This is a genomic window from Pyxidicoccus sp. M6 (genome assembly GCF_055568925.1).
In genome coordinates, this window is sequence record NZ_CM145714.1 from 4,927,736 (window position 1) to 4,943,908 (window position 16,173).

The window sequence follows — 16,173 nt, forward strand, 5'->3', positions numbered from 1 at the left end:
GCCACCCATCTACCAATGCACTGGACTCCCTGGAGCCGAGCGTCCTCTGTCGCCCTGTTGCTGCTGTCCCTGCTGCTGACCGCCTCGCCCTCGCTGGCGCAGGGGAAGGCGCCTCCGACGTGGAAGGCCATCGACGCGTTGGTGGACGACCAGAAGGTGGAGGAGGCCGCGAAGGGCGCCGAGGCGCGCCTCGAGCAGGCGAAGAAGGGCGGTGACGAGGCGGAGTGGGCGCGGGCCCTGGTGCGCACGGTGCAACTGCGCACCGCGCTACATGGCTACGAGACGGCGGTGCGCTTCCTGCGCGAGCAGCCCTGGCCCAAGGGCGTGCTGCCCCGCGCGACGCTGAACCTCTTCTACGCGCAGTCGCTCGTCACCTACGCGCAGGCGTACGGCTGGGAGATTCGCCAGCGCGAGGCGGTGGCCTCCACCGGTCCGGTGGACCTCAAGTCGTGGACGTACGAGCAGATCCTCACCGAGGCCCAGCGCGCCTACGAGGACGTGTGGAAGCAGCGCGCGCAGCTCGGCACCGAGCCGGTGAAGGTGCTGTCCGAGTACATCCGCCCCAACACCTATCCCGAGCGCATCCGCTCCACGCTGCGCGACGCCGTCTCGTACCTGCGTGTGCAGGTGCTCGCGGACAGCTCGCACTGGAGGCCGGAGCACGCCAACGAAGTCTATCGGTTGGATTTGCGCGCGCTGATGGAGGGCACGCCCACCGGTGACTTGACGGACCCCAATCTCCACCCGCTGGTGAAGGTGGCGGTGGTGCTGGGTGACTTGGAGGCGTGGCACCGCGCGGCGGGCCGGCGCGAGGCGGTGCTGGAGGCGCGGCTGAAGCGCTACGAGGTGCTCGCCTCTCACTTCTCCGAGTCGGACGACCAGACGCGCATCCGCCAGAGCCTCGCCGCGTTCCTCGTGCCCTTCCGCGACGTGGAGTGGTGGAGCATGGGGCAGGGGCAGCTCGCGGAGCTGGAGAACCGCGCGGGGCACCCGGTGAAGGCGCACGGGCTGGCCAAGGCCTGCGTGGAGGCGTACCCGAAGTCGGAGGGCGCGCGGCGCTGCGATGCATTGGTGAGCGCGCTGGAGGCACCGGACTTCCGGCTCGCGTCCATGCAGTCGGACGGGCCTCGACGGCGCTCGGTGGAAGTCACCCACCGCAACGTGCCGGTGCTGTACTTCCGCGTCTATGCCTTCGACCTGGAGTCGCGGCTGGCGAAGGTGGACGACTACAACATCCTGCCGTACGGCGAGGCGCTGCTGCGCACCTTCAGCGGCCAGAAGCCAGTGGCCTCGTGGAGCGAGAAGCTGCCGGCGACGCAGGACTTCCGCGAGCACCGCACCTTCGTCACGCCGCCGCTGGAGCAGCCGGGCACGTACATCATCGCGGCTTCCGCGCGTGAGGACTTCGGCACCTCGAACAACCGCGTGCAGGCGGTGTTCCTGACGGTGTCGCCGTGGGTCGTCATCACGCGCAGCACGGGGGCGTTGGTGGAGGCGCGCGTGGTGCTGGGCGAGTCCGGCCGGCCCGCGTCGGAGGTGCCGGTGCGCCTCATCCTCACCGACTACAGCAAGGGTTTCCGCGAGGTGGCCCGCGCCACCACGAATCCGCAGGGAGAGGTGTCCTTCAACGCGCCGAAGGGTCAGCAGTACTCCAACTACCTGCTGGTGGCGGGCCGCGGGCGCGAGACGCTGCTCCACCCCAGCGGCTACACCTTCTACGAGCGGGGCGAGCCGGGGGAGAGCACCGCGGCGCTCGTCTTCACCGACCGCAGCGTGTACCGCCCGCTGCAGAAGGTGCTCTGGAAGGTGGTGGCCTTCCGCGGACGCGGTGACCAGGCGCGCTACCGGACGCTGCCGGACGAGAGCCTCGTCGTGACGCTGGTGGACCCCAACAGCGAGGCGGTGGAGAAGCGCGAGGTGCGCACGAATGGGTTCGGCTCGGCGGCGGGCGAGTTCACCGTGCCCACCGGGCGCCTGCTGGGCGGCTGGTCCGTGCAGGTGTCGTCGGGTGGCTTCGCCGGCATCCGCGTGGAGGAGTACAAGCGGCCCACCTTCGAGGTGACGCTGAAGGACCCGGACTCGCCGCTGCGTCTCAACCGTCCGGCCACCTTCAAGGGCGAGGCGCGCTACTACTTCGGGCTGCCGGTGGCGTCTGGCACCGTGCGCTGGCGCGCCTTCCGCGAGCCGGTGCTGCCCTGGTGGTGGTGGTGGGAGCGCTCCTCCATGCCGGTGAAGCGGCAGGTGGTGGCGTCCGGCACGGCCTCGCTGGGCGAGGACGGCGGCTTCTCCATCAACTTCACCCCCGAGGCGGACGAGCGCTCCGCGCGCACGCCGGGCCTGACGTGGCGCTACCGCATCGAGGCGGACGCGACGGACGAGGGCGGCGAGACGCGCTCGGCGGAGCGTGCCTTCCGGCTGGGCTTCGTCGCGGTGGAGGGACGCGTGGACGCGGACGAGGGCTTCTTCCGCGAGGGCGTGGCCCCCGAGGTGAAGCTGGTGCGCAGCACGCTGGACGGCGTGCCGCAGCCCGGCCCGGGCCGCTGGCGGCTGGTGGCGCTGAAGCAGCCCTCGAAGCCGCTCATGCCCGCCGACGAGCCCATCGTCGAGCCGCCCGCCGTGGAGGTGGACCCGGAGGCGGTGCGCACTCCGACGCCGGGCGATGCGCTCCAGCCGCGCTGGGACAGGGAGTATTCGCCGAAGCAGACCCTGGCCCGCTGGCAGGATGGCGCGGAGCAGGCGAAGGGCGCCGTGCAGCACGACGCGGAGGGCGTGGCCCGCGTGAAGCTGCCCGCGCTGAAGGCCGGCGCGTACCGGCTGCACTACGAGACGACGGACGCCTTCGGCCAGACGTTCACCGTGGCGCGCGAAATCCTGGTGGCCGGTGAGGCCGCGCCCATCGAGCTGCCGGCCTCGCTGGTGTTGGAGCGCGACACCGTGCACGTGGGTGAGGTGGCGCGGCTGCTGGCCTTCTCCGGCTTCGAGGGGCAGCCGCTGGTGCTGGACGTGTACCAGGGCGACAAGCGCGTGCTGCGCAAGGCGCTCACGGGCGGGAAGGCGCCGGTGGTGGTGGAGGTGCCGGTGACGGAGGAGTTGCGCGGCGGCTTCACCGCGGTGCTCGTGGCCGTGCGTGACTGGCAGTACCTGGGCTTCTCCTCGTCCGTGTTCGTCCCGTGGGACGACAAGGAGCTGAGCCTGGAGTTCGCCACGTTCCGCGACAAGCTGCGCCCCGGCGCGAAGGAGACATGGCGCGTGACGGTGAAGGGCCCCAAGGGGGCGAAGGTGGAGGCCGGGGCCGCCGAGCTGCTCGCGTACATGTACGACCAGTCGCTCGACTTGTTCGCCCCGCACCTGCCGCCGAGCGTCGCGGCGCTGTACCCGCTCCGTGCCGCGCCGGTGGACCTGCGCCCGTCGCTCTCCATGGCCAGCGCGCAGTGGGTCGTCAACCGGGACTACGGCGAGGCGCGGGGCTGGAACCCGCCCGAGGAAGACTCGCTGCGCTTCGAGGAGGGCTATGGGCTGGGAGGTCCGGGAGCGCGGCGTTACCGAAGCTTCGGTGGTGGCCTGCAGCGCAAGCGGATGTCCGCTGCTCCGAGCGCCGCGAAGCCGATGGAGGATGCGGAGGCCAGCGCCACGCCGCCTCCGCCGCCGCCCGCGCCGCCGGGTGAGGCGTCGACGATGGTGATGCGGGAGGAGTCCAAGGCCGCCGACAAGGCGCAGGGCGGACAGGCCTCGCCGGGCGAGGGGCTGCGCTCCAACTTCGCGGAGACGGCCTTCTGGGTGCCGCAGCTCCTCACGGGGGCGGACGGCTCGGCCACGCTGGAGTTCACCGTGCCGGACTCGGTGACGGCGTGGAGCGTCTGGGTGCACGGCATCACCCGGGACTTGAAGGGCGGCTCGGTGCAGCGCACCACCCGCAGCGTGAAGGAGCTGATGGTGCGGCCGTACGTGCCGCGCTTCCTGCGCGAGGGCGACAGGGCCGTGCTCGAGGTGGTGGTGAACAACGCGGCGGAGAAGCCGCAGCAGGGCACGCTCACGCTCGACATCGTGGATGCGCAGACGCAGAAGAGCCTGCTCGCGGACTTCGGCGTGAAGAGCGCGTCGCAGGGCTTCAACGTCGCGGCGGGCCGGGGCACGAACCTGCGCTTCGCGCTCACCGCGCCCGCGAAGGTGGGGCAGGTGGCCTTCCGCGTGGAGGCTCGCGCCGGCAACCTGAGCGACGGTGAATTGCGCCCGCTGCCCGTGCTGCCCGGCCGCATGCACCTGGCGCAGTCGCGCTTCGTCACGCTGAAGGGCAAGTCGTCCAAGACGATGAAGTTCGAGGACCTGCGCGCGGGCGGAGACCCGACGCGGGTGAACGAGCAGCTCGTCGTCACGGTGGACGCGCAGCTCTTCTACGCGGCGCTCCAGTCGCTGCCGTACCTGATGGACTACCCCTACGAGTGCACGGAGCAGACGCTCAACCGCTTCGTCTCGGCGGGCATCCTCGCCAGCCTCTACGGCCAGTATCCCGAGGTCGCGAAGATGGCGAAGACGCTGAGCGAGCGTCCCACCCGCTTCGAGACGTTCGACCAGGCGGACCCCAACCGGAAGATGGCGCTGGAGGAGACGCCCTGGCTGGAGATGGCGAAGGGCGGCCCCGAGACGGACGTGAGTCTGGTGCGCGTGCTGGACCCGAAGGTGGCCACGGCCGAGCGCACCTCCGCGATGGCCAAGCTGCGCAAGGCGCAGACGTCCAGCGGCGGCTTCCCGTGGTGGCCGGGCGGCCCGCCGTCGCCGTACATGACGCTCTACATCCTCCACGGCCTGTCGCGCGCCATGGAGTACGGCGTGGAGGTGCCTCCGGAGATGACGCGCAACGCGTGGGGCTACCTCGCGCGGCACTTCCGCGAGGAGTACGCCGACAAGCTGATGAAGAAGGGCGTGGGCTGGGAGTTCCTCACCTTCCTCAACTACGTGGCCTCCACGTACCCGAGCGAGCGCTACACGGGGGACGCGCTCACCGCGTCCGAGCGCGAGCGGATGCTGGCCTTCAGCTACAAGCACTGGAAGCAGCACTCGCCGTATCTCAAGGGCTACCTCGCGCTGACGCTGAAGCGCGCGGGGCAGGGGAAGGACGCGCTGAAGGTCTGGGACAGCGTCATGGACTCGGCGAAGACGAGCGAGGAGCTGGGCACGTACTGGGCCCCCGAGGACCGGAGCTGGCTCTGGTACAACGACACCACGGAGACGCACGCCTTCGCGCTGCGCACGCTCACGGAGCTGCGGCCCAAGGACCCGCGCCGCGAGGGGCTGGTGCAGTGGCTGCTGCTGGACAAGAAGCTCAACCACTGGAAGTCCACGCGCGCCACGGCCGAGGCGCTCTACGCGCTGGTGAAGTACCTCCAGGCGGAAGGGGCGCTGGGCGTGCGCGAGGACGCGAAGGTGACGGTGGGCCCGCGCGTGGTGCAGATGGAGTTCGCGCCGGACGTGTACACGGGGAAGAAGAACCAGGTGGTGGTGCCGGGGCCTGAAATCAATCCGGCCACCATGAGCTCGGTGGTGGTGGAGAAGACGACGCCGGGCTTCGCCTTCGCCTCGGCCACGTGGCACTTCTCCACGGAGAAGCTGCCGGAGGAGGAGCGCGGCGACTTCTTCCAGGTGTCCCGGCGCTACTTCCGGCGCGAGCGCGAGGGGCGCGAGGCGGTGCTGCAGCCGCTCGCCGAGGGCGCGGTGCTCAACCCCGGTGACGAGGTGGAGGTGCAGATTTCGCTGCGCACGAAGCACGCGGCGGAGTACGTGCACCTGAGAGATCCGCGCGCCGCCGGTCTGGAGCCGGAGAACGCGCAGTCTCGCCACAAGTGGGACCTGGGCATCGTCTGGTACGAGGAGACGCGCGACTCGGGCACCAACTTCTTCTTCGAGTGGCTGCCCGCGGGTGAATACACCTTCAAGTACCGCCTGCGCGCCAACATGGCCGGCACCTTCCGCGTGGGCCCCGCCACCGTGCAGTCCATGTACGCGCCCGAGTTCACCGCGTACTCCACCGGCGCGGTGCTCACCGTGGGGCCGGCGAAGTAGGGGCGCTGTAGGGGTAACGGGGTTCCGGCTGAGATTTAATTGCGCTTAATCCCGTTAAAACACGCATTCCCCGTAGGGTGACCTCCACCTGCCGCCCGGTGCCGGGCGGCGGGCCAGACCGAGGGGGTCGACCCATGTTGAAGCAAGTCGTGCGTCCGCTGTTCCTGGGAGTGCTGGTGGCCTGCGCCTCCGCCTGTGGCGGAGGAATGGACGCGGGGGAGCTGGAGTCCGGGGACGTCGGTACGGCGGAGCAATCCGTGTGTCAGGTGGGCTCGTACTCGCAGGCCTGTCGCGACTGGGGCAGTGGTGGCTTCTCCAGCGCGACGTGCCCGGGCCAGTGGACGTGGAGCTATTGGGAGTGCAAGCAATACAAGTACTACGTGGGCTCCACGGCCTACTACTACCGCCAGGAGTGCGGCGCGCAGCAGTATGCCTGCGGTAGCAGTTCCACCGTCCGCCCGAGCTCGTCCGTTGGGGTGTGCCGGCAGACCTGCTGAGCCGTGACTCGAGCACCGTGGCCGTGCGCCTTCCGCGCGGCCACGGTGTGATTCAGGGGGCCGGACTTCAGTCCCCGCAGGTGGGCTTCTCGTCGGTGGGGTGCAGGGTGGCGATGCCGTAGGTGCCGTTGCGCGTGCCGCACCAGATGCGCCAGGCCGAGCCACCCAGGTCCGGCGCGGAGTACACGCCCCCCTCCTTCTTCGCCCCGCCGCGCGCGCAGCACCGCGCGAAGGCCCGCGTGCCGATGGCCACCATGCCCACCGCGTCCGGCGAGCGCGAGAAGCCACCCATCCGCTTCTCGCCGCAGGACCACGGCGCCACGCCGCGGTACTTGATGAGGTACTGGTCGCCCTTCTGCGCGCCGCCCCCGCGTGCCGGGCCGCCGTAGCAGAGCTTCCCCTCCGACTCGAGCTGCGCATAGCGAGGGAGGAAGTGCAGCCCGCCAATGGGGCCGCGCTCCCAGTCGTCGCCGCAGAACACGTGCGTGAAGGCGTTGCGCGGGCCGGTGCTCACCCACAGCCCGGTGAGCCACTCGATGTTGCCCTGGCGCGCGCCCGGCCGTCCGGCGATGGACAGCGCACGCTGGATGCGCGGGTCGTCGTAGTGCCGCGAGAAGAAGCGCTGCACGTCGCCCGCGCTCACGCTGACGTCCGGACGCGCGGGGCACATGTCGAGCACCTCGCGGTCCAGCGGCGACAGCGCGGGCAGCTTGCCGAAGAGGGGCCGGGTGTCACACGTCGTCGCGCAGCCCGTGGCCGGCTTCCAGTCCGCGCGAACCGTGGCCCCGCGCGAGGCGGCGAACCGGGTGTCTCCGCGCTCTTCGTCCGTCGCTTCGTCCTCCCGCGCCAGGGCGGCGAAGCGGGCCTGCTGCTCCGCCTTGCCACGCGCCTGCTGCTCGGAGTTGGCGCGGTCCGCGGCGGCCAGTTCCGCGGCGCTCGGAGCCTTGGGGGCCGCGGCCTCGGGGGCGCCCGCACACAGCACCCAGCCTTCCGCGGAGGGGCCCTTCAGCTTGCACCACGCGCGGTCCGGGCCGCCCTTCTTCAGCAGCGGGTAGGACGTGCCCGGCTCCACCATGAAGACCACCCGCTTCGACTCGGGCTGGTCCACCGCGTCCACGCGGACTTCGGACACGAAGGCCCCCGGGCCCGCCAGGGCGGGCAGGGTGGTGGCGAGGCAGAGGGCAAGGAAGGGAAGGGGAAGACGCATGGCGCGCGGGAGTCTACAGCGGCCCGCCAGCCGCTCGGGAGGAGCGGTCTGGCGGGACGGGGTGCGCGCGTGGGACGGCTGCCGCCTGCCCGGCATTCAACCGGGCTTGGGGGCTCAGGTGAGCTTCAGGCGCACCGCGTTCGGCCGGTCCGTGCGCGCCTTGCCCACCTGCACGGTGTACTCGCCGGGGCCGTACTCCGCCTTCAGGTCCATCACCTTCTCGCCGTTGACGCGCACGCTGCCCTGGGCCATCGCCTCGCGCCCCTTGTTCGCGGAGGCCACCAGCTTCGTCTCCGGCAGCAGCTTGTAGAGGAGCTGCTTCTCCGCGCCGGCCAGCGACACCTCCACCAGCTCGAGGCTCGTCTGCGAGGCCTCCTTCTTGAGGTTGTCCCAGGCCTCCACCGCCTTGAGGCCGCCCTCCTCGCCGTGGAAGCGCACCGCCATCTCCCGGGCGAAGTCCTTCTTCACCGTCATGGGGTGCAGCTCGCCCGCCTGGACCTTCGCGCGCATGTCCGCGAGCTCCTTCAGCGACTTCGCCGAGAGCAGCTCCAGGTACCGCCACATCAGGTCATCGGTGATGCTCATCAGCTTGCCGAAGATGGTCGCCGGCGGCTCGTCGATGCCCACGTAGTTGTCCAGGCTCTTGGACATCTTGTTGCCGACAATCTTGCCGTCGACCAGCTTCGCGTCGAGCCCCTCGAGGATGGGGCCCGTCATGATGACCTGCGGCTCCAGCCCCTCTTCCTTCATGAGCTGACGGCCCACGAGCAGGTTGAAGAGCTGATCCGTCGCGCCCAGCTCGACGTCCGACTTCAGCGCCACCGAGTCGTAGCCCTGCAGGAGCGGGTACAGGAACTCGTGGATGGAGATGGAGGTGTTCTCCCGGAACCGCTTCTTGAAGTCGTCGCGCTCCAGCATGCGCTGCACCGAGTAGCGCGCCGCGAGGCGAATCATCCCCTCCGTGCCCAGCGCGTCCAGCCAGGTGGAGTTGAAGCGCACCACCGTCTTGTCCGGGTCCAGCACCTTGAAGACCTGCTGCTTGTACGTCTCCGCGTTGGCCTTCACCTCGTCACGGGTGAGCGCCGGCCGCGTGGCGTTGCGGCCCGTCGGGTCGCCGATCAACCCCGTGAAGTCGCCGATGAGGAACACCACCGTGTGGCCGAAGTCCTGGAAGCGCCGCATGCGCGTCAGCAGGAGCGAGTGGCCGAGATGCAAATCCGGCCGGCTCGGGTCGAATCCCGTCTTGATGACCAGCGGCTTGCCCGTGTCATACGAGCGCTGGAGCTTCTTCTTCAGCTCCTCGGGGACCTGGATGTCCACCGTGGCTCGGGTGACTGTTTCGAACTGCTCCTCGGGGGTCGCCTTGCGCAGTGCGTCCGTAGTCATGACGCGCGCAACTTAATCCATGTGCCGCGCCAGCGGCGGCAGAACCGAGGGTGGATTTCAGGTACCCGGCAGCCGCTGGCGCACCCGCTCGATGCCGCGCGCCAGCCCCGTGCGCTCGTCGATGTCGACGACGACGCCCTGGAGGTACACCAGCTTCTCCGCCACCTCGTAGGGCGCCTTCTCTCCGAGGAAGCGCGCCAGCGAGGTCTCCTTCTTCATGCCGATGACGGAGTCCAGCGGGCCGCACATGCCCACGTCGGTGATGAAGGCCGTGCCGCCGGGGAGCACCCGCTCATCCGCCGTCTGCACGTGCGTGTGCGTGCCCACCACCGCGGAGACCTTGCCGTCCAGGTGCACGCCCATGGCGTTCTTCTCGCTGCTGGCCTCGCAGTGCATGTCCACGAGGATGCAGGGTGTCTCCTTGCGAAGCTCCTCCACGAGGGGCAGCACCACCTCGAAGGGGCTGGCCTCCATGCGCATGAAGACGCGGCCCTCCAGGTTGATGACGCCCAGGGCGCGGCCGTCCGGAAGGCGCACGAGCCCGTGCCCGCGCCCCGGCGTCCCCTTGGGGTAGTTCGCCGGCCGCAGGAGCAGGTCCGGATGCTCCTTCACCCAGGGGAGGATGGCCTTCTTCGAGTAGAAATGGTTGCCGCTCGTCAGCAGCTTCACGCCGCTGTCGAGCAGGTACTGGGCGCTCTCGGCGCTGATGCCGGCGCCGCCCTCGCTGTTCTCCGCGTTGGCCACGCACAGGTCCACCCCGTGCTCGGACACGAGACGTGGAAGGAGCGTGCGGACCGCCTGGAGTCCCGGGCGGCCCACCACATCTCCCATGAAGAGAACCTTCACGTATCCAGGAAGTCCCAGTCGCGGTACAGGCCCCGCAGCGACTCGGACTCCGTCACGATGAGGTCCATGTCCACGTCGTCGCCCGTGGTGGGCAGCACCTGGACGACCTGGTCATTGAAGGCCAGACCGACGCGGCGGCTGCGCTGGCTGGCGGCACGCAGGGTGGCGTCGTAATAGCCGCCTCCGCGCCCCAGCCGCTTGCCGTCCCGGGTGAAGCCCAGGCCCGGCACCACGAAGAGATCGATCTGGTCCACCGGGATGAGGTCCGAGGAGTTGCTCGGCTCCCTGACCCCCAGCCGTCCCGGCTCCAGCTCGCTCTCCGACTTGATGGCCCTGAACGAGAGGATGCGCCCGTGGACGTGGGAGAGCGGGTAGCAGACGATTTTGTCGTCCTGCAACGCCGCAATCAGGATGTCCCGGGTGGGCACCTCGCCCCGAATGGGGGCGTACAAGGCCACCGTCCTCGCCTTCTGATAGTACGGCGCTGCCAGGAATCGAGACTGAACCTTGAGACCCCGCGTGTCGATGATGTCCGGCGTCATCGCCTTCCGACGCGCCGTCAACTCCTCACGCAGCGTCTGCTTCCTCGCCGCCGCCTCTTCCACCACCGTCTCGCTCACCGCCGCCGCTCCGCAGAAAAAGTCCCCCGCCGCATGGCCGTGTGCCCAGCGTCCATTGAACCCTCTGAAAGCCAGGTGGGGACCGAAATCATGCCGCCGCAGGCTTCCCTCATCCCCCGTGAGAGGGGAGGGCTTGCACATGGCGGCCGAAACGGACCCCGGAATGGACGTATCGGTTCGAATTTCTGCTGGGCATCACGCGCCCCGCAGGGGACAGCCCTTTAACAAAGCTTCTGTGCTACCAAGTCCTCGAATCTATTGGGAAAACCCGTAAGAGTCTGGGGAAATGATAAGGACGGGGGGCGGCTGGGTCAAGGCTTCCTCGTGCGTTTACAAGGCAGCCTCGCGGCCCCTATGATGAAACCTACCCCGCACATGCCGCCCGCGCTTTCAAACAAGGCACTCGCGACGGTTCTTTCCGTCGCCGCCTCCGGCCTCGCATGGGCGGGGCCGGCCGTGTCCGGCCCCCATGAAGGTCCGCAGTACGGACAGGTGGAGTTCCGCACCGAGGGCGAGCATGTGGTGGGGACGGCCGCCGGCTCCGGTGGCCCCTGCCGCTTCGAGCCCGGCACGGAGGTCGTCACGGGCGAGCTCCAGGGCCATGTGTTGGTGGGCAGCGTGCTGCTGTGCCAGACGGGGCCCGGGTGCGGCGAGCGCGAGCGCTACCCCGTCCTGCTCGTCGTCAACACGTATGAGCGGGTGTTGAGCGGGCTGGTCCGGCTCCCCAAGGCATGCACCTCGCCGGCGCTGAAGGACGGCTTGCAGGTGCTGCTCAAGTCCACGGCGCCGCAGGACGACTCCCGGGACGGCGAGTCCGAGCCCGAGGAGGCCGCGGCTCCCGCGCCTCCGGGGCCCGCCGTCGCAGCGGACAAGGCGGCGCCGGTACCGCCCGTCGCCCAGGCCCGGCGCGATGCACCGGTGTCGCTGGAGGAAGGGCAGCGGCTGCTCCTCTCCGGCAACTACCTGGCGGCGCGGTCCATCTTCGAGCAGCTGGTCGAGGCGGACGGGCGCAACGCGGCGGCGGTGGTGGGGCTGGCGGCGTGTCAGCTCGGCCTGGGAGAGGTGGACGGGGCGCTGAAGTCGCTGGAGCGCGTGAAGGCCTCCACTCGGCCGGACGTGCACCTGTGGACGGCGTACGCGCACCTGCGTGACAGGAGCCGCACCCGCGCCCGGGCGTCGCTGAGCAGGGCCATGGACCTGGGCTGGGCGCCGGGGAACCGGCCCGCCGAGGCCGTGCCCGAGGCCGCGCTGCGAGACGACATCGAAGCCCTGCAGCAGCAACGCAACCGCAAGCGGACGTCCGGCCGTGAGTCGCTGGGCTCCGGAAGCGCGAGCCCGTGAGCCAGCCGCCCTCTCCAGGGAAGCCCACCCGGGTCTTCGGCAACTACGAAATCCTCGCCGTGCTCGGCAAGGGCGGCATGGCCGAGGTGTACCGCGCTCGCGTGCGCTCCGGCCCGCGCGAGGGCTGGACGGTGGCGCTCAAGCGGCTGTTGCCGGCGCTGACGAGAGACCCGGCCTCGGTGGCCCTCTTCGCCCGCGAGGCGCAGCTGTCCAAGCAGCTCCACCACCCCAACATCGTCACGGTGCTGGATGCCGGCGTGCTGGAGGGCATCTACTTCATCGTGATGGAGCTGGTGGACGGGAGGGACCTGGGGCAGATCCTCCGTCGCTGCAAGGTGCGCGGCATCCCCCTGCCGCTGGACTTCGCGGTGTACCTGGGCAAGGTGCTGCTGGAGGCGCTCGCGTACGCGCACACCGCCACCGGCCCCTCGGGCGAGCCGCTGGGCATCGTCCACTGCGACGTGTCCCCATCCAACCTGTTCATCTCGCGCGTGGGCGAAATCAAGCTGGGCGACTTCGGCGTGTCGCGCGTGCTGGTGGACGGCAAGCTCCAGGGCGGCGAGGTGCTGGGCAAGCCGTACTACCTGTCTCCGGAGTCGCTGCTCGGCGAGGTGAATCCCGCGGCGGACCTCTGGGCCGCCACGGTGGTGCTCTACGAGCTGCTGACGCTGGAGCGGCCCTTCGTCGGCGGCTCTCCGGACGAGGTCTTCGCCGCCATCTGGTCCCGCCAGTACAAGCCGCTGCGCGAATTGCGCCCGGATGTGCCCGAGGCCCTGGAGGCGGTGGTGGACCGCGCCTTCTCCAAGCACCCCGAGGACCGCTTCACCACGGCCGAGGAGTTCGCCCAGGCGCTCACGCCGCACTACGACGAGCGCGTGGGCACTCCGCTGGCCATCGCCGCCGTGGTGCGCGGCCTCTTCGGCGCGAGCGATGACGTGCCCTCTTCGTCTTCGTCGGGGGGCGCATCGCCCGCGCCGGGGACGTCGGGCTCGGACGCGGGGTAGGGGGCGGCGCCTCGGCCTCCCGCTCGCCATGGGAGGCAGTCACCCGTGCCGGGCGCCGTGGAGATGCCGACATTTCCTTCCGCACGCGGTGTCGCGCAGGGGAGGAGAGCGATGGCGACCGAGCCCAAGCAGACGAAGCCCGAGCAGGATGCGCCCGAGCGCAAGGCGCGGGAGGAGGAGCCCCGGCGGCCCTCCAAGGCCGACGAGGCCCGCGAGGACGGGATGCCAGGCTACGGCCAGCCCGACGAAGAGGTGCGCGAGAAGTCCCTGCCCGAGCAGAAGTGGTAGGCGCGGCGAGTCCCGTCAGAGTCCGGACAGGGCCCGCACCTTCGGCACGTGCTGGCGGAGCGCGTGGACCACCCGCTCGACCTCCGCCCCGGTGGTGGACGGGCCCAGGCTGAAGCGCAGGCTGCCGCGCGCCTGGGTTGGCGTCAGTCCCATGGCCCGCAGCACGTGCGAGGGCGACAGCGTCCCCGATGCGCACGCCGCACCGGCGGAGACGCAGATGCCGTCCAAATCGAGCGCCATCAGCAGCGCCTCGCCCTCCACGCCGTCGAAGCGCAGGTTGCTGGTGTTGGGCACGCGTGGCGCACCGGCGCCATTCACCTCGACGCCGGAGATGCTCGCGAGGACCTCACGCTCGAACGCGTCTCGCAGCGCGCCCACGCCGGCCGCGACTTCGGGCAACTCCGCCACGGCCAGCTCCAGCGCCAGCGCGAAGGCCTCCGCGTAGGGCACGTTCTGCGTACCCCCTCGGCGTCCGCCTTCCTGATGGCCCGGCGTCAGCGCCCGGACGTCCACGCCCTTGCGCACCACCAGCACGCCCGCGCCCTGCGGCCCTCCAAACTTGTGCGCGGACAGCGACAGCAGGTCCGCGTCTACCTCTCGCAGCGACATGCGGACCTTGCCCGCCGCCTGCACCGCGTCCGTGTGGAAGAGCACGCCGCGCTGCCGGCACGCGCGCGCCACCTCCGCCGCCGGCTGCACCACGCCCGTCTCGTTGTTGGCCCACATCAGCGAGCACAGCGCTGTGTCCGGCGTCAGCGCGTCCAGCACGTCCTCCGCGCGCACGCGCCCGTCCGGCCCCGGCGCCACACGCACGACGCTGGCGCCCTCGCGCTCCAGTTGCGCCACCGCGCCCAGCAGGGCGGGGTGCTCCACCGCGGACGTCACCACGCGGCGTCGCTCCAGTACGGGCCTCGCGTGGAACGCGCCCACGAGGGCCAGCGCGTCCGCCTCGCTGCCGGAGCCGGTGAAGGTGAGTTCCTTCGGCTCGCAGCCCAGCACGCGGGCCACCTTCGCGCGGGCGGCGTCCAGCCTCGCGCGCGCGTCGCGGCCACCCTGGTGCACGCTGGAGGCGTTGCCGAAGCCGCCCTGGGAGAAGGCGCGGGAGAGGAGCGCCGCCACCTCCGGACGCACCGGCGCGGCGGCGTTGTAGTCCCAGTAGATCACGTGTCCTGCGCGCACAGCAGCGACACGGGCCGCTCACCCGCGACGCCGAAGGCTTCCTTGAAGCGATTCACGAGCTCGCGCTTGAGCGCCTTGCGCTGCGCCGCCTTGCCGGACAGCGGCAGCCGCGCGCCCGCCATGCTGCCGTGGCCTCCGGACGAGCCACCGTAGTCCTCGAAGATTTCGCGGATCAGCCGGCCCGCGTTCATCCGCCGGTCCTTCACGCGCAGGCTCATGTAGAGCTGGTTGCGGTAGGTACCGAAGGCGAGCGACCACTTCGTTCCTTCGAGGAACATCAGCCGCTCGGCGACTTCGGCCACCATGTCCGGGGAGTAGACCTCCTCCAGGTCCGTGATGATGGCGGTGCCGTACACCTTCGCCCGCTCGAAGGCCGTGTGGTACAGCTGGAAGTACCGCGCCGGCAGCTCCGGATGCTCTATCTGCGCGAGCATCTGCTTGTTCATCCGCGGGAACAGCCACAGGTAGCTGTCGATGTCCGTCTGAGTCGTCTCGCGGCCGAGGTCTCGCGTGTCCGCCTTGAGGCCGTAGAAGAGGGCGGTGGCCACCTCCTCGGAGGGCTCCAGCCGGGCCGCGCGCAGGTACTCCACCAGCATGGTGGACGTGGCGCCGAAGTCACCGCCCACGTCGGCGAAGGGCGAGGCCAGGCTCTCCTCGCGCAGCGGGTGGTGGTCCACGACGATGTGCGCGTCCAGCTTCGCCGGCAGCGAGTGGTTGCCTACCTTGGGCTGCGTGTCCACGAGACCGAAGAGGTCGTATTCGTCGAAGTCGATTTGCGAGACGTGGGAAATCGGTAGGCGCAGCACCTTCACGAAGGCGATGTTCTCCGCCCGGCCGATGATGCCGCCGTAGCCGACGTGGGCCTCCACGTTCGCCCGGCGCTCCAGCAACTGGGCGAGCGCCACCGCGGCCGCCATCGAGTCCGGATCCGGATTGTCGTGCGTGAGGATGAGGGCCTTCTTGTGTCCCTTCGCCACCCGAAGGAGCCGCTCCAGCTTGTCGCGGGCGGGCAGGGTGGCGATTCGTGGCGGGGGCTCCGACAGCTCGCCTCCCAGGGGGGCACCAGGAGCTCCGCCTGGGGCTCCAGAGGCGCGGCGGCTGTTGAAGGAGTGTGTCACGGGCATGGGTGCTCTTCTTTACTTCCTCCGGCCGAGGGATTCGAGAAGCCGGATGTTCTCCCCATAACGTTCGGGAAACGGTGTCTCCAGCACACCAATGGTGTCGACGAAGCGCGCATCCTTCACGAGGCACCGGAAGGCCGTGAGCCCGATCGCCCCCTTGCCGGGCTCCTCGTGGCGATCCACGCGACATCCCAGGGGTTTTTTGCAGTCGTTGAGGTGGAAACACCGCACCCGGGACAGGCCCACCAGCCGGTCGCACGCGTCCATGACGGCCTCGTACCCGCGGACGGTGGACACGTCATAGCCCGCCGCGAAGAGGTGGCAGGTGTCCAGGCACACCCCCAGCCGTTTCTCGTGTCCGACCTGGGACAGAATCTCGGCGAGGTGCGCGGGCTCCTCGGCGGCGAGATTCACCAGGTAGCTGCCGTGGGCGATGACGGGGATGCCGGAGCGCTTCGCCTCCGCGCGGAAGGCGAGCCGCTCCTCCTCGGTGAGGGGAGGTGCGCTCCAGCCCCGCGCGTTCCTGGTGAAGATTTGAAGGGCGCGGGCGCCGTGCTCCTCCGCCCTCGCGAAGGCCTGGCTCACGCCTCCGGCGATGGACTCGTGAGCTCCGATGAGCACGGCGGC

12 protein-coding genes and 1 other RNA gene are annotated in these 16,173 nt (G+C 70.2%); 5 read left to right on the forward strand and 8 right to left on the reverse strand.

Features of this window, described 5'->3' with window-relative positions; genetic code table 11:
- Nucleotides 1-15 precede the first annotated feature (15 nt).
- Nucleotides 16-6,057 carry an alpha-2-macroglobulin family protein gene (locus tag ACVTJA_RS19565; RefSeq protein WP_465838166.1) on the forward strand — a complete coding sequence of 2,014 codons (6,042 nt, stop codon included), beginning with the start codon at nucleotides 16-18 and terminating at the stop codon, nucleotides 6,055-6,057.
- Nucleotides 6,058-6,191: 134 nt separating this feature from the next.
- Entirely contained in the window at nucleotides 6,192-6,554 is a 363-nt protein-coding gene (locus ACVTJA_RS19570) for a hypothetical protein (protein ID WP_465838167.1), read from the forward strand.
- A gap of 67 nt (nucleotides 6,555-6,621) precedes the next feature.
- Here the strand turns inward: ACVTJA_RS19570 and ACVTJA_RS19575 are convergent, their stop codons facing one another.
- From ACVTJA_RS19575 to ssrS, 5 genes are all read right to left on the reverse strand, one after another.
- Entirely contained in the window at nucleotides 6,622-7,761 is a 1,140-nt protein-coding gene (locus tag ACVTJA_RS19575; protein WP_465838168.1) for a hypothetical protein, read from the reverse strand.
- Between the two features lie 114 nt (nucleotides 7,762-7,875).
- Nucleotides 7,876-9,147 carry a tyrosine--tRNA ligase gene (tyrS, locus tag ACVTJA_RS19580; RefSeq protein ID WP_465838170.1) on the reverse strand — a complete coding sequence of 424 codons (1,272 nt, stop codon included), beginning with the start codon at nucleotides 9,145-9,147 and terminating at the stop codon, nucleotides 7,876-7,878.
- A gap of 57 nt (nucleotides 9,148-9,204) precedes the next feature.
- Nucleotides 9,205-9,993 carry a TIGR00282 family metallophosphoesterase gene (locus ACVTJA_RS19585; protein WP_465838172.1) on the reverse strand — a complete coding sequence of 263 codons (789 nt, stop codon included), beginning with the start codon at nucleotides 9,991-9,993 and terminating at the stop codon, nucleotides 9,205-9,207.
- Nucleotides 9,990-10,613 (reverse strand): 5-formyltetrahydrofolate cyclo-ligase, encoded by a 624-nt coding sequence (locus tag ACVTJA_RS19590; protein ID WP_465838174.1) that lies wholly within the window; start codon nucleotides 10,611-10,613, stop codon nucleotides 9,990-9,992. The genes ACVTJA_RS19585 and ACVTJA_RS19590 overlap by 4 nt, the downstream gene beginning before the upstream one ends.
- Nucleotides 10,614-10,632: 19 nt before the next feature.
- Nucleotides 10,633-10,829, reverse strand: a non-coding RNA gene (gene ssrS, locus ACVTJA_RS19595) — 6S RNA.
- 240 nt (nucleotides 10,830-11,069) lie between these two features.
- Here ssrS and ACVTJA_RS19600 point away from each other — a divergent pair.
- The 3 genes from ACVTJA_RS19600 to ACVTJA_RS19610 all read left to right on the forward strand — a co-directional run bounded on the left by ACVTJA_RS19600 (nucleotide 11,070) and on the right by ACVTJA_RS19610 (nucleotide 13,246).
- Nucleotides 11,070-11,954 (forward strand): tetratricopeptide repeat protein, encoded by an 885-nt coding sequence (locus ACVTJA_RS19600; protein ID WP_465838175.1) that lies wholly within the window; start codon nucleotides 11,070-11,072, stop codon nucleotides 11,952-11,954.
- Nucleotides 11,951-12,958, forward strand: a complete 1,008-nt coding sequence (locus tag ACVTJA_RS19605; RefSeq protein ID WP_465838177.1) for a serine/threonine-protein kinase — start codon at nucleotides 11,951-11,953, stop codon at nucleotides 12,956-12,958. The genes ACVTJA_RS19600 and ACVTJA_RS19605 overlap by 4 nt, the downstream gene beginning before the upstream one ends.
- A 111-nt stretch (nucleotides 12,959-13,069) precedes the next feature.
- Complete coding sequence (locus ACVTJA_RS19610) at nucleotides 13,070-13,246, forward strand: hypothetical protein (RefSeq protein WP_465838179.1); 177 nt, start codon at nucleotides 13,070-13,072, stop codon at nucleotides 13,244-13,246.
- A 15-nt stretch (nucleotides 13,247-13,261) separates the two neighbouring features.
- On the opposite strand, the gene ACVTJA_RS19615 is transcribed toward ACVTJA_RS19610, so the two are convergent.
- Genes ACVTJA_RS19615 through ACVTJA_RS19625 form a run of 3 tightly spaced genes read right to left on the reverse strand, consistent with a single transcriptional unit; the run spans nucleotide 13,262 to nucleotide 16,167 of the window.
- Nucleotides 13,262-14,410, reverse strand: a complete 1,149-nt coding sequence (locus ACVTJA_RS19615) for a cysteine desulfurase family protein (protein ID WP_465838181.1) — start codon at nucleotides 14,408-14,410, stop codon at nucleotides 13,262-13,264.
- Nucleotides 14,407-15,549 carry a DHH family phosphoesterase gene (locus ACVTJA_RS19620; protein ID WP_465838183.1) on the reverse strand — a complete coding sequence of 381 codons (1,143 nt, stop codon included), beginning with the start codon at nucleotides 15,547-15,549 and terminating at the stop codon, nucleotides 14,407-14,409. Before ACVTJA_RS19620 ends, ACVTJA_RS19615 begins: the two co-directional genes overlap by 4 nt.
- 12 nt (nucleotides 15,550-15,561) lie before the next feature.
- Complete coding sequence (locus ACVTJA_RS19625) at nucleotides 15,562-16,167, reverse strand: deoxyribonuclease IV (RefSeq protein ID WP_465838185.1); 606 nt, start codon at nucleotides 16,165-16,167, stop codon at nucleotides 15,562-15,564.
- Between the last annotated feature and the right edge of the window lie 6 nt (nucleotides 16,168-16,173).

What these genes read in the sequence shown, in the direction of transcription:
- ACVTJA_RS19565 (WP_465838166.1), top strand. Translation starts at nt 16, where the DNA reads ATGCACTGGACTCCCTGGAGCCGAGCGTCCTCTGTCGCCCTGTTGCTG.
- ACVTJA_RS19570 (WP_465838167.1), top strand. Translation starts at nt 6,192, where the DNA reads ATGTTGAAGCAAGTCGTGCGTCCGCTGTTCCTGGGAGTGCTGGTGGCC.
- ACVTJA_RS19575 (WP_465838168.1), bottom strand. Translation starts at nt 7,761, where the DNA reads ATGCGTCTTCCCCTTCCCTTCCTTGCCCTCTGCCTCGCCACCACCCTG.
- tyrS (WP_465838170.1), bottom strand. Translation starts at nt 9,147, where the DNA reads ATGACTACGGACGCACTGCGCAAGGCGACCCCCGAGGAGCAGTTCGAA.
- ACVTJA_RS19610 (WP_465838179.1), top strand. Translation starts at nt 13,070, where the DNA reads ATGGCGACCGAGCCCAAGCAGACGAAGCCCGAGCAGGATGCGCCCGAG.
- ACVTJA_RS19620 (WP_465838183.1), bottom strand. Translation starts at nt 15,549, where the DNA reads ATGCCCGTGACACACTCCTTCAACAGCCGCCGCGCCTCTGGAGCCCCA.